Origin of the sequence: Amycolatopsis sp. NPDC024027 (genome assembly GCF_040638975.1) — a bacterium.
Classification (GTDB): domain Bacteria; phylum Actinomycetota; class Actinomycetes; order Mycobacteriales; family Pseudonocardiaceae; genus Amycolatopsis.
The window spans coordinates 1-12,988 of record NZ_JBEZYY010000004.1 but is presented as its reverse complement, the minus strand read 5'-3'; the positions used below and the strand labels follow the sequence as shown (position 1 = coordinate 12,988).

Here is a 12,988-nt window from a genome sequence, read left to right as displayed (position 1 = left end):
GGAAAGCCCTTTCTCGTGGTGGACGCGCGGTCAGGCCGCGAAGTCGGTGAGGCCGTCGCTGCAGGACTTCAGGTCGGGCTTGGCGGTCGTGTAGTTCGCGACGCACACCTTGTAGAAGACCCAGCTGCCGTGCGGGACGGTGACGGCCTTGTCGACCTTCGTGCCCTCGCCGCCGGAGTTCCAGACGTAGAACGGCCCGGCACCGCCCTTGAGCCAGTAGGCGACCACGGCGGAGTAGCCGTCGGAATCGGTGTCGTAGACCAGGAAGTGCGAGTCGGACGCGCGGTACTGCGCCTCGCCCGCGCAGGCGTCGGCGCACTGGCCGCTGCCCGAGCCGACGCCGCAGTCGGGCGCCACCCGCGTGTCGGAGTTCGTGAAGACGTAGGTGTCCGAGATGTACCCGCCGAGCGCGGGCACGTAGTCCCACAACGTGCCCGTGCCGTAGGTACCGGTCACCGAGGAACCGTTGATCTGGCAGTCGATGGTGACGACGGCACCGTTCGCGACGGTCTTGACGGCCGTGGCACCCGCGGTGGGTGCCCGGCGGACGTTGAGCGGATCGCCCGCGGTCTTCACGGTCCCGCTCGCCGCGGCGGACGCTTCGGCCGCGCCGCCGGCGAGGAGCGCGCCGACCGCGGCCATGACCAGGCCGGAACCGGCGATACGCCGGAGTTTCGAACGCTTCATGGCGGCAGCGTGTCGCCGCGCCGTACACGATCCGTACAAAGGCGCACGTGTGCGCACAGACACTCCGAATGGATCTAGCCGCTGCGCCGGACGGGTCCTAGAGTCCCGGCCATGGGGGAACTCATCGGGCAGGTTGAGACCACCTCGCTTACCATCCGCGTCCTCGGGCCGCTGGAGGTCACCGCCGCCGGGCGGGTGATCGCCCTCGGCGGCCCGAAGCCCCGGCTGCTGCTGGCCGCGCTGGCCCTGCAGCCGAACGTCGTCGTCTCGACCGACGTGCTGGTGGAAGTGCTGTGGCCACAGGCGGCACCGCGGTCGGCCGCGGCGAACATCCGCACGTACGTGCACTCACTCCGAAGACGGTTCGCCGAGATCGACCCCGCCCTCGGCGAGCGGATCAGCAGCCGGGCCTCCGGCTACCTGCTGACCGCCGCACCGGACGAACTGGACCACCTCGCGTTCGCCGCCCTGGCCGGCGAAGCGCAGGAAGCGCTCGACGGCGGCGAAGCCGAAAGCGCGCTCAAACTCCTCGACAAGGCCGACGCGCTGTGGCGCGGCGAAGTCCTCGAAGGCCTGCCGCACGACCACAGCTGGGGCGCGACCGTCGCCCGGCTCGCCGAGCTGCGGCTGTCGGTGCAGGAACAGCGGCTCCGGGCGCGGATCGGCCTCGGCCGCTCCGGCGAGGCCATCGCCGAGCTGCGCGGGCTGGTCACCGAGCACCCGCTGCGCGAGGAGCTCTGGGCACAGCTGATCGTCGCCCTGCGCGCCGCGGGCCGGACCGGGGACGCGATCGAGGCGTACGAGTCGGCCGAGCGGGTCCTGCGCGAGGAGCTCGACGCCGGACCGGGCGCCCGGCTGCGCGAGCTGCGCGCGACGCTGGTGCCGGAAACCGTCCTCCCCCCGCGTCCCGCCGACGTCGCCCCGGTCTGCCAGCTGCCCCTGGACCTGCCGGACTTCACCGGCCGCGACACGCTGATCCGTGACGTCGTCACCCTGCTGCGGGAGCGTGCCGACTCCGGCACGCCCGCCGTGATCGTGCTGTCGGGCGCGCCCGGTGTCGGCAAGTCGGCGGTCGCCGTCCGGGTCGCGCACGCGGTCCGCGACGAGTTCCCCGACGGCCAGCTGCACGTCGACCTGGCCGGCACGTCGTCGTCGCCGCGGGCGCCGATGAGCGTGCTCGCCGAGCTGCTGCGCACGCTGGGCATCCCCGACGCCGGCCTGCCGCGCGAGCTGGCCGAGCGGTCGGCGCTGCTGCGGTCGCGGCTGGCCGGGCGGCGGATGTGCGTCGTGCTCGACGACGCCGGCAGCGAGGCTCAGGTGCGGCCGCTGCTGCCCGGGGCCGGGGCCTGCGCGGTGCTGGTGACCAGCCGGATCCGGCTGCCCGGGCTGGCCGGCGCGAAGCCGGTGGACGTCGATCTGCTGCCCGAGGCCGACGCCGCGCGGCTGCTGGAGGGCATCGTCGGCGCCGAACGGGTGGCCGCCGAGCCGGAGAGCGCCGCGGCGATCCTGCGCCAGTGCGGGCACCTGCCGCTGGCGATCCGGGTGGCCGGCGCGAAGCTCACGCACCGGCCGGGCTGGACACTGCGGCTGCTGGCCGACCGGCTGGGCGACGAGCGCCGCCGGCTCGACGAGCTGCGCGTCGGCGACCTCGCCGTCCGCGCGAGCGTGACGCTGTCGTACGACCTGCTGCCGATGTCGGCCGCCACGGCGTTCCGCGGGCTGGGCCTGCTCGGGCCGGTCCAGTTCCCGGCGTGGGCGGTCGCGGCCGTGCTGGGCCGCCGCGATGCCGACGAAGTCCTCGACGTGCTGGTCGACGGCCACCTCGTCGAGCTCGTCGGCTCCGATTCGGCCGGGCAGCCGCGCTACCGGTTGCACGACCTGCTGCGCGTGTACGCGGTGGAGCTCGCCGAGCGCAGTGACGCGGCGAAGACCCGGGCCGGCCTGCGGCGGGTGCTGGAGGGGTACCTGGGCCTCGCGCTCGAGGCGGCGCGCCGGATGCCGCTGCACTTCTTCGGCATGTACTGCGACGACGAACTGCCGCGCCCCGGCGTGCCCGAAGGCGTGCTGCCCGAAGACCCGGCCGCGTGGTTCGCGGCCGAGCGGCACACGACCGTCGCGGCGGTTTCGCTGGCCGTCCAGCACGGGTTCGACGACCTGGCCTGGCAGCTGGCCTCGGCGCTGACGCCGTACTTCGACCTGCGGGGCCCGCAGGACGACTGGCACAGCACGCATCTGATCGCCCTCGCGGCGGCCCGCCGGGCGGGCTCGGCGCGGGCCGAGGCGATCGTCCAGCGCAACCTCGGGCAGTACCTGCTCTACCAGGACGAGTACGCCGAGGCGCGGGTGGCGTTCGAGGAGTCGAAGAAGCTGTTCGACGCGATCGGTGACGCCCAGGGCCTCGCCGTCGCCCTGACCGGGATTTCGACCATCCTGCGCATCGAAGGCGAGGACGATCTGGCCCTCGACCACTGCCACGAGGCGCTGAAGCTGTTCGCGGAGGCCGACGACCCGAACGGCGAAGCGGTGGCCCGCCTCGGCGCGGGCGCGGTGTGGATGTCCCGGGGGTGTTACGCGGCGGCGAAGCGCTGGATCACCGACGCTCTGGAGCTGTCGGCCTCGATCGGCGACCGCCACCGGGAGGCCCACGCGCTCAAGCGGCTGGGCCTGCTGTTCCAGCACCAGGGCAACCTGGCGGCGGCCCGCGAGCACGTCGACCGGGCGATCGCGATCTTCACCGACCTCGGTGACGACCACTGCGTGGGGTACGCGAACCAGAACCTCGGGGAGCTCTGCCTGCACAGCGGCGATTTCGCGCACGCGCAGCTGCTGCTGGTGAACTCGCTGGCGGTGCACCGCCGCAACGGTGACCGCCGGTCGGAGGCGGAGGTTTCGCAGTTGCTCGGGGAACTGCACCGGGCGCTTTCCCAGCCGGAGCGGTCGCGGGACTACTCGGAGCGGGCGCTGGCGATCTGGCGCGAGTTGTCCACGCGGCCGAAGGAGTCTTCGGTCGTGGTCGAGGAGCGGCCGCACATCGCGTCCGCCTGAGCCACCGCGGCGAAACCGCCCTGCCGCAGGGCACGGGTGACCTAGGATCCCGCCGTGACTTCGACGCGTTCCCGGACCACCGGGCTTTGGCCGATCCGGAGACACCTCGTAGCGGTGGTCCTGATCGGCCTCGGCGTGTTCGCGGTCGCGACCGTGCTCCTGTGGGTGGCGCTGGGAGCGCCGGCCGCACCCGGCCCGGACACCAGGCTGGACGTCATCAAGATCGCGTTGTCGGTGGTGGCGGGCGTCGGCGGGGTGGTGGCGCTGGTCGTCGCCTACCGCAAGCAGCGGATCGGCGAGGTGGCCGAAGCACGCGAGCGCGTGAAGGTCCTGAACGAGCGCTTCGCCAGTGCGTGCGCCCAGATCGGCCACGAAAAGCCGACCGTCCGGCTCGCCGGGATGTACGCCATGGCCGGCCTCGCCGACGAGTGGGCCGAGCAACGCCAGGTGTGCATCGACGTGCTGTGCGCGTACCTGCGCATCCCGTACGAACCCGCGCTGGATTCGCCGTGGTACCACGACGAGGAAACCGAAGTGCGCTTCTCGATCACGAGCATGATCAGCGATCGCCTCCGCCCGGGCGCGCCGGTCAGCTGGCAGGGCCACGAATTCAACCTCCTGCGGGTCATCCTCCGCTCGGCGGACTTCGCGGACATCCAGGTGACCGGCGGCCGGCTCCTGTTCAGCCTCGCCCGGTTCCCCGGCGGCTGGACGTCGTTCGACGGGATGCACGTCAGCGGCGGCGAAGTCTGGTTCGGCGGCGCGGATTTCATCGACGGCCGGGTGACGTTCGACAACGCCGAGCTCAGCGGCGGCCGCGTCCGGTTCGAGGGGGCCGCCTTCACCGGCGGCGAAGTGAGCTTCCGCGGCGCGAAGTTCACCGGCGGCGAGGTCGACCTTTCCCAGGCCGGCCCGGACGGCTACACCAGGCCACCCGTGTTCGATCAGTGGGAGACACCGCCACCGGGGCTGCTGCTGCCCGGCGCGTAGGCCGTCCCGCCCGGTGCACAATCTGCTTGTACGGATCATGTACGTCCTCCCGTCAGTCTTTCGCCACCTTCGAAACAACAGGTGCGAGAGGAGAACCGGGGATGATCCGGATCATCAAAGCCGGCCGCGTGACCGCGGCGGTTCTGGCCGCCGGGGCGGTGACGGCGCTGGCCGGAGCCCCCGCGCAGGCCGCGACGGCGCCGTCGGGCAACACCGGCTGGACCGCCGACTTGTCCACTGTGGACAACGACGACGTCAACGTCACCGGCGCGGGTGGGGCGCTCACGCTTTCCGACGCCGCGTGGCACCGAACCTCCCGGGTGTTCGCCGGCAGCGAGGGCAGCCTGACCACCGCCGAGCACGAGCTCGGCTCGCCGTCGAACCGCGTCAGCGCCGAACTGAGCGCCGACACCCCGAAGGGCACCTCGGTCGACGTCGACGTCCGCGGCCGGACGGGCGTGAACGACTGGACCGAGTGGACTCCCGCCGGCACCACGCTGAAGAGCACCGTGAGCGAGGTGCAGGTGCGGATCAGCCTGCACAGCACCACCGACGGCGTGCGGCCCTCGGTCAAGAGCGTCGCGCTCAGCGCCGACAGCGTCCCGCAGGCCGGCGCGCTGGCCGCCTCGACCGCGCTGACCTACAAGATCTACGCCACCCGTGAAGGCCTGACCGGGCAGACGACCGCCAACGGCCACGTCATCACCAGCCGCGACCACTTCGTCGCCCTGCCCTCCGGGCGCGGCCTGTCCGGCAAGGGCAGCGGGACCTACACCGTGCGCGTCTGCAAGACCGACGGCAGCCGGTGCGAATACGCGCCCGTGTGGGACGTCGGCCCGTGGAACACCAAGGACGACTACTGGAACCCGGCTTCGGTGCGCGCCGAGTACAAGGACCTCCCCCAGGGCCAGCCGGAGGCGTACGCCGCCTACCACAACGGCTACAACGGCGGCCGGGACGACCTCGGCTACAAGGTCGGCAACCCGGCCGGCATCGACCTCGCCGACGGCGTCTTCTACGACGGGCTCGGCATGTCGGACAACGGCAACGTCAACGTCACCTACCTGTGGACCGGCTCCGACAAGACCGGCGTCGTCAGCACCGCCGGCGACCCGATGAACGTCCGGGCGAGCGCCAGCACTTCGGCCGCCGTCAAGGGCCTCGCGGCGAACTACGCCAAGGTGAACATCGAGTGCTACGTCGAGGGTGACACGGTGGCCGGCAAGTTCGGCACCACCAACATCTGGGACCGGATCGGCCCGAACAACTACGTCTCGGACACCTACGTCCAGACCGGCTCGGACAGCCCCGTCGCGCCGCACTGCTGAAACCCCCGATCATCGCGTGGTCGACTGCCCTCACCCCGCGATAACGGCGAAGGCCCGGTGTCCCCACCGGGCCTTCGCCCATTTCCGCGCTATTCCACTCACCGGCACACAATTCACAAGCGTGAACAGACTTCCGCCGGGTGTACAACCGCCCGCCGGGCGTGCAAAAATTCCGGGCACTCCCCTCCCCACGGAATCACGGAATGGCGGGCACCTGTGAGCGTTTCCCGGAGAACCCTGCTGACCACCGCGGCCGGCGCCGCGGTGGCGGTGGGCGCCAGCACCTCGACGGCCGCTTCTGCGGCCACCCCCGACCACCCCGACCTGGCCTCGGCCACCCGGACGCTCCGCCAGGCGGCCGATTACGCGGTGGCCAAGCTCCGCGCGGTGGCCCCCGGCGTCACCGCGTTTCCGGTCGGTACGAAGTTCGAGAAATGGACCTATTCGCAGAACGGCGACTGGGTCGGCGGATTCTGGCCCGGCCAGTTGTGGCTGGCGTGGCTGCACAGCGGCGAGGAACAATTCCAAACCCTCGCGCTGGCTGCCGCCGAGAAACTCGCGCCGCGCCAGAACGACACGGGCACGCACGACCTGGGCTTCCTCTTCTCCCCCTCATGGGTGACCGCCTGGCGGCTCACCGGTGACGAGAAGTGGAAGGCCGGCGCGGTGCAGGCCGCGTCGTCGCTGATCAAGCGCTACAACCCCGCGGGCCGGTTCATCCGCGCCTGGGGCGCACTGTCCGATCCGAACAACGCCGGCCGGGTCATCATGGACACGATGATGAACCTGGACCTGCTCGCGTTCGCCAGCGCGCAGACCGGGGACCCGAAGTACCTCGAAATCGCCGCCGCGCACGCGAAGACGGCACAGCGGCACTTCCCGCGCCCCGACGGGTCGACGCCGCACGTGTTCGACTTCGACCCGGTCACCGGCGCGCCGATCGGGCCGAACACGGTGCAGGGCTACAGCCCTGCGTCGTGCTGGTCGCGCGGGCAGGCCTGGGGCGTCTACGGGTTCACGACCATCCACCGGCGCACCGGGGACCCGGAGTTCCTGGCCACGGCCCGGCGGCTCGCGGACTTCGCGCTGTCCCGGCTGACGCCCGACCACGTGCCGGTGTGGGACTACCTGGCCCCGCAGGCACCCGACGACGTCAAGGACGCGTCCGCCGGCGTGATCATGGCCTGCGGCCTGCTGGACCTCGCGGAACTCACGCACCGCCCGCACTACCGCGAAAGCGCGCTGCGGATCCTCACGGCGGTGTCGCGGACGTGCCTGACGACGAAGTCCACCCGCGCCGAGGCGAGCGTCGCGCGCTGCACCCGCAACCGGCCGAACGAGGACGGCGTCGAGGTGTCGCTGCCCTACGCCGACTACTACCTGCTGGAAGGCATCCTGCGGGTGCTCGACCGGCGCAAGGTGGACCGCGCGATCGACCTTTCGAGCGTGTAGCGGCGTTCGGGGAGGCCGCCACCTCCCCGGACGCGCTGTTCAGTGCTGGTGGTGCGCGTGCACCTTGGCGTGGCCGAGGCCGCGCCCGATCATCCACTTGTTGACCGGCACCGTGACGACGAACGCGATCGCCAGCGAGAGCGCCAGCGACAGCCAGAACAGGAAGCTGGCCAGCCCGGCGTCCATCGCCCCCGGAATCGCCACGACCACGGTGTTGTCGATCAGCTCCATCACGGCGATCGACACGGTGTCCGCGGCCAGCGCGACCTTGAACGCCGCCGCCGCGCCGAGCCCCGACTTCAGGACGCCCCGCATGGTCAGGCCGTACCCGAAGACGAAGGCCAGCACGATCGACAGGACCACGGTCGCCGCGTTGTGCAGGCCGAACGCCGTGCCCAGCACCATGCCGAGCACCTCACCGATGGCACAGCCGGTCAGGCAGTGCAGAGTCGCCTGGATCGCTGTCGCCCACGAAGCCCCGTGCTGTTCGCTCATAACGCGGGACTATACCCCTGGGGGGTACCGAGCGCATGTTCCGCGCGTCACACACCGAGGTGGCCTTCGGCGGTCCAACGCACCGAAGGCCACCTCGGGGCGCCGGGGCTCAGCCGAGCAGGGACGTCATCTTGTCGACCTCGGCCTGTTGGGTGTCGGCGATCCGCTGGGCCATCGCCTTGGCGTCGGCGTTCGTGCCCTGCGCCAGCTCGACGCGGGCCATGTCGATCGCGCCGCGGTGGTGCTCCACCATCAGCCGCAGCCACTCCCGGTCGTAAGCCGCGTCACGCAGGGTGTCGATGTCGCCGGTGTCCGTCATCGCACCGTGGTCCATGCCGGACATCGACGACGGCATCGACGAGGCGCCCCACTCCTTCAGCCACGCCCGGAGCTGGTCGATCTCCGGCTGCTGGGCCTTGGCGATGCCGTCGGCGAGGGCGATCACCTGCGCGTTGGCGGTGTGCCGGGGCACCGGCGCCGCCATCCGGACCGCCTGCTCGTGGTGCGGGATCATCCCCTGGGCGAACGTGACGTCGGCGTCGGTGTGCGAAACCGGTGTCGAGCAGCCGGCGAGCGCGAGCGCGGTGACGGCGGGCAGCACGAGGCCCGCCAGGAACTTCCTGGTCATTCTTCTTCCTCACTGGAGTCCTGCGGATGGGCACGGCTGAACCGCGCCGATCAGATCCGCAGAACGCAGTGAGCGGCGAGCAGGTGACGTCCGGAGCGCGGCCGCGGCGGCGGGCGCGCGGGGCGGCACCGCACCGGCAGCCGCCGGAGCACCACCACCACCCCGGCCCGACGGCGCAGCAGCACCGCCGTGAGCAGGAGGACCACCGCCGCCGTGAGCACGGCGAGGCAGAGGTGCAGCGGCGTGTGCCCGCCGTCGTGGCCGGGTGCCGGCGCGCCGGCGTGGACGTCCGACGTCATCGATGTCATCGCGACCGGGCCGGGCTCCGCGGGCGCGTGGTGCATCGCCACCACGGCGCACGCCAGCGCGGCCAGCAGGAGCCAGCGCGCGGACACGGACAGGCGAACCATTGTTGCCCAGCGTAGCGGATTCGCGCCGACCAGGGGATGTCCGGCGGAGCAGAACTCACTTCCGTAACCCTTTGCGCACATCCCGTTGACCACAGTTACCCGGGGCCCTACGTTCGCCCTTGGTCTCCACCATGCGCAGACCCATCGAACTGATCGAATTTCCTGAGGAACGGGTGGAGATGCGAGGGCCGACGAAGACCTTCCGGCTGGTCGCGACGGTGCCGCTGGTCGCGGCGCTCGCGCTCGGAGGCTGCTCGGACCAGCTGGGCAGCGCGCCCGCCCCGACGCCGACCCGGATCGAGTTCGTGCCCAAGGTCCGCGGCATCCCGTACTTCGACGCCATGAACAACGGCGGCTTGGAGGCGGCGAAACAGCTGGGCGTCGCGTGGCACTCGACCGGGCCGGAGACCGTCGACCCGGCCGCACAGGTGACGATCCTGCGCGACCTGATCGCGAAGAAGGTCGACGTCATCGTCGTGGCCCCGAACGACCCGGCCGCGCTCGCGGGGGTGATCGCCGAGGCCAGGGCGAAGGGCATCCACGTGCTCACCTCGGACACCGACGCGCCGGGCACGCAGCGTGAGGTGTTCGTCAACCAGGCCAGCGCGCAGGGCATCGGCACCGCGCTCGTCGACGCGCTGATGGCGAAGACCGGCGGCACCGGCCAGTACGCGATCGTCTCGTGCGGCCCGGCCGCGGCGAACCTCAACTCGTGGATCGCCGTCCAGAAGGACTACGCGGCGACGCACTACCCGAAGGCGGAGCTCGTCGACACCGTGTACGCGGGCGAAGACGAAGAAGCCGCGACGGCCATGGCCAAGCAGCTCATGGCCGGCCACCCCGGCCTGACCGGGCTGATCGGCGAGTGCACGACGTCCGCGCCCGGCGTCGCGAAGGCCGTCGACGACGAGCAGAAGATCGGCCGCGTGTTCACCGTCGGCGTCGGGACGCCGCAGGCCATCAAGCCGTTCCTGCTCAAGGGCTCGTGCTCGCAGTCGGTGCTGTGGAACGTCGAGTCGCTGGGCTACCTGACGGCGTGGACGGCGAAGCAGGTCGCCGACGGCAAGCCCCTGAGCCCGGTGAACAAGGTCAGCCTGGAGCTGCCGGCGGTGAAGTACGACGCCGCGGCGAAGACCGTCCTGCTGGGCGACCCGCTGCTCATCACCGCCGACAACGTCGACCAGTTCAAGTACTGACCGGGCTCACCGGTGCCGGCGCACGTGCCCGGCCGCCGCGCCTCCGCCGAGCACGAGGATCAGCGCCGTCAGCCCCCAGCGGCGTTTCTCCTCGGTCCGCCGTCCGGTGTCCTGGACCACCGGCGCGGCCTTCTCCTCCGTGCGCGCGTGAGGCGGCGTCGGCGGCGGCGAGGGTGGCGGGGCCGGGGTGGAGGGCGTGGGCGTGACCACCACCGCCGGGGGCGTGGGTGCCGGCACCGGGGCCGGGGGCAGGACGACGGGCTGTTCCACCGGTGGTGGTGGCGGGGGCGGCTCCGGCGACGGCTCAGGTGACGGCGTCTCGGTCCGGGGCGGCGGCTCCGACGACTGCCCCGGAGGCGTCGTCGGTGGTGGTGACGACTGCCCCGGTGGTGTCGTCGGCGGGGGTGACGTCGTCGGCGGGCGTGCCGGCGGCTCGGCGAGGCAGCCGGCCGCGTCTCCGCTCACCAGGGGTGGCCCGGTCGCGACCGCCGTGGCCTGGCCCGAGCCGTCACGCGGCAGGCGGAACGTGACGCTGCGCCGGCCGGCCTGGTTGGCCGTGGCGTAGATCGCGCCGGGGGCGAGCACCACCGACCCGTACGCGCCACCCTCGGGGAACCGGAGCCCGGGCACCACCGCGACCTTCCCGCTCGAGGGGTCGAGGGTGACCACCGAGCTGTCCCCGCGAGAAGTCGCCGAGACGCCGTAGAGCAGCCCGTCCGCCGGGTCGAAGGCGAAGTCGTCGACGCCGACGGCGAGCGACACCGGTCGCAGCGACGTCCGGTGCACCACCCGCACGTAGTCCGCGCCCGCCGGGTTGATGTCCACTGTGTACAGATCGCTGCCTTGCCGGACGTACCAGCGGTCGCCGTCGATCGCGCCCGCGGTGGCCCCGGTGACCGGGCTCCACACCGGTTTCGGCGCGCCGGCCCGGCCGATCACCCCCAGGTCGGTGACCCCGCCGGCGGCGTCGATCCGCACCGCGTGCGCGCCGTGGTACCGGCCGGCACGGGTGCCGTCGGCGACGCCGTAGACCACTTTTTGCGTCGCGGAGTAACCCATCGCGTTGATCCAGTACCCGGCCTGGCTCACCCGCCGCGTGCCGCCACCGGGCAGCGAAAGCAGCCGCAGCGTCGTCGGCGCGCCACTGCGTTCGTTCTCCGCCTGCAGGATCGTGCAGCCGGCCGGCTCCCGCGCCACCGCGAGGTGGGCCGCCGGGGGCGCGAGCCAGCCCGACGCCGCCAGCAGTGCCGAAACCGCCGCGGCCGCACCGAGTGCCGCCGCCCAGCGGAGCCGCGTGCCGGTCAAACCAGCCTGGCCAGCGCCGAGGTGAACGCCTCGGGGGGCACGCTGACGCCGCCGCTGAACGGGTTCTGCAGCTGGTAGATCGCGAACAGCAGCAACGTGATCGTACCGGCCAGGGTGGACACGATGACGATGTGCGCGGCCAGCCGCGTGCCGCCGAACAGGTTGGGCAGCAGGATGGCCGTGATCAGGCTGCCGAGGACCAGCGCGAACCAGACGACCGCACCGACCCCGCCCGCGCCGGAGTGGGCCAGCCGCTGCTGGCGGGCCTGGTAGACCGACCAGAGCTGGTTGCTCGCCTCGGTCTTGCGGTCCAGCAGCCAGTCGTCGTCGGCCGGGGCCTCCGCCACCGCCTGGCGCATCTGGTCGAGTTGTGTAGCACCCGTGGCGGGTATCTCGCCGCCGTCGGCCAGCCGCGGCCACTCCTGCTCTTCGACCGTGCGCGCGTAGGCCGCGGCGAGCTGGTGCACCCGGTCCTTCGTCGCCTCGGGCAGCGCGTCGGCCGCCCAGGTGGCGGCGACCAGGCTGTCGGCTTCGGTCTGCGCGTTCTGGCCCACGGTGCCGACCGAGTCGTACAGCGAGATGAGGACGAAAGCGACCAGGACCGCGTGCAGCCCGCCGACGATGGTGAACACCTGACCGGCCGCGTCGTTGTTGCCGGGCCGCCCTTCGTCGTCCCGGCCGAACCGGCGGACCAGGTAGGCGATCAGGCCGCCGGCGCAGGCCGCACCGGCCACCCAGAGACTGCCGGCCACGAAGATGTTCATCCGGGTCCTTTCGCCCGCGAAGCGCGGGAAGCACTGCCCGGCGCATTCCACGGCCGGGACCGCTCAAGTTAGTCACCCATTTACGGGCCGACAACAGCAACGGCGGAATTCATCCGAGTGGCCGAAAAAATCCGCGCTCGTCGCCGGTTCGGCGCAGTTACCGGGCGCCGGGGCCCCTTTCCCCGTTCCGCACGGCGATCATGGCGGACCGTTGCGGAGCTGGACCTTCCCGACCGGGTGACGGTCCGAAACAGGCAGTCACCACCTCCGGGCCGCCGCTCCGCGGGACGTCATCCGAAACCCACCCAGGTCGAACAGGTGGTTTTCGCCGGTGACCCCGATCGTGTCATTGTGCGACCGGGCGCCGTTGCTATGTTGATTCGGCGGAGCCGCAAAACCAGGCGGATATCAGCAATAAAAGATCATGACCGGCGTGCCCGGCAGGGACGCCGTACGTGCCGAACGCGAATGATTGGGTGGTCCTCGTTGTGACTGTCACCGACCCGGTGGAATCCGAGCAGGCACCGTCGAGCCTGGGACGGGCGGCGGCCCGGACACTGGCCACCACGACCAAGTCCGTCCCGCAGATGCAAGGCATCTCCTCCCGCTGGCTCCTCAAACTCCTCCCCTGGGTCGAAGTCGCGGCCGGGTCCTACCGCGTCAACCGCCGCCTCTCCTACGCCGTCGG

General features: G+C 71.8%; 11 protein-coding genes and 1 pseudogene. 6 read left to right on the top strand and 6 right to left on the bottom strand.

The window, feature by feature from the left end; translation table 11 throughout:
• Positions 1-30: 30 nt before the first annotated feature.
• Positions 31-687, bottom strand: a complete 657-nt coding sequence (locus AB0F52_RS11985) for a hypothetical protein (RefSeq protein WP_360168356.1) — start codon at positions 685-687, stop codon at positions 31-33.
• A 111-nt stretch (positions 688-798) separates the two neighbouring features.
• Between AB0F52_RS11985 and AB0F52_RS11980 the strand changes: the two genes are divergently transcribed.
• The 4 genes from AB0F52_RS11980 (at position 799) to AB0F52_RS11965 (ending at position 7,502) form a co-directional block, all read left to right on the top strand.
• Complete coding sequence (locus AB0F52_RS11980; protein WP_360168354.1) at positions 799-3,732, top strand: BTAD domain-containing putative transcriptional regulator; 2,934 nt, start codon at positions 799-801, stop codon at positions 3,730-3,732.
• A 54-nt stretch (positions 3,733-3,786) separates the two neighbouring features.
• A complete protein-coding gene (locus AB0F52_RS11975; protein WP_360168351.1) occupies positions 3,787-4,722 on the top strand; it encodes a pentapeptide repeat-containing protein in 936 nt (311 codons plus the stop codon).
• A gap of 101 nt (positions 4,723-4,823) precedes the next feature.
• Positions 4,824-6,050: a hypothetical protein gene (locus AB0F52_RS11970; RefSeq protein WP_360168348.1), complete on the top strand. Its 1,227-nt coding sequence runs from the start codon at positions 4,824-4,826 to the stop codon at positions 6,048-6,050.
• A 216-nt stretch (positions 6,051-6,266) separates the two neighbouring features.
• Positions 6,267-7,502, top strand: coding sequence for a glucuronyl hydrolase (locus tag AB0F52_RS11965; RefSeq protein WP_360168345.1), 1,236 nt, complete (start codon positions 6,267-6,269; stop codon positions 7,500-7,502).
• A gap of 39 nt (positions 7,503-7,541) precedes the next feature.
• Here AB0F52_RS11965 and AB0F52_RS11960 read toward each other — a convergent pair whose 3' ends face one another.
• From AB0F52_RS11960 to AB0F52_RS11950, 3 genes are all read right to left on the bottom strand, one after another.
• Positions 7,542-7,997 carry a DUF4396 domain-containing protein gene (locus tag AB0F52_RS11960; RefSeq protein ID WP_003072070.1) on the bottom strand — a complete coding sequence of 152 codons (456 nt, stop codon included), beginning with the start codon at positions 7,995-7,997 and terminating at the stop codon, positions 7,542-7,544.
• Positions 7,998-8,106: 109 nt separating this feature from the next.
• Positions 8,107-8,625, bottom strand: coding sequence for a DUF305 domain-containing protein (locus AB0F52_RS11955; RefSeq protein ID WP_360168342.1), 519 nt, complete (start codon positions 8,623-8,625; stop codon positions 8,107-8,109).
• A 50-nt stretch (positions 8,626-8,675) separates the two neighbouring features.
• Entirely contained in the window at positions 8,676-9,035 is a 360-nt protein-coding gene (locus AB0F52_RS11950) for a hypothetical protein (RefSeq protein WP_360168339.1), read from the bottom strand.
• Positions 9,036-9,214: 179 nt separating this feature from the next.
• On the opposite strand from AB0F52_RS11950, the gene AB0F52_RS11945 reads away from it, so the two are divergent.
• Positions 9,215-10,231: an autoinducer 2 ABC transporter substrate-binding protein gene (locus tag AB0F52_RS11945; RefSeq protein ID WP_360168336.1), complete on the top strand. Its 1,017-nt coding sequence runs from the start codon at positions 9,215-9,217 to the stop codon at positions 10,229-10,231.
• Between the two features lie 6 nt (positions 10,232-10,237).
• Here AB0F52_RS11945 and AB0F52_RS11940 read toward each other — a convergent pair whose 3' ends face one another.
• Both AB0F52_RS11940 and AB0F52_RS11935 read right to left on the bottom strand, forming a co-directional pair.
• Positions 10,238-11,536, bottom strand: a complete 1,299-nt coding sequence (locus tag AB0F52_RS11940) for a hypothetical protein (protein ID WP_360168333.1) — start codon at positions 11,534-11,536, stop codon at positions 10,238-10,240.
• Positions 11,533-12,300 (bottom strand): hypothetical protein, encoded by a 768-nt coding sequence (locus AB0F52_RS11935; RefSeq protein ID WP_360168331.1) that lies wholly within the window; start codon positions 12,298-12,300, stop codon positions 11,533-11,535. The genes AB0F52_RS11940 and AB0F52_RS11935 overlap by 4 nt, the downstream gene beginning before the upstream one ends.
• Positions 12,301-12,788: 488 nt before the next feature.
• Between AB0F52_RS11935 and AB0F52_RS11930 the strand changes: the two are divergent.
• A pseudogene (locus AB0F52_RS11930) lies at positions 12,789-12,988 on the top strand (Crp/Fnr family transcriptional regulator); the annotation flags it as partial.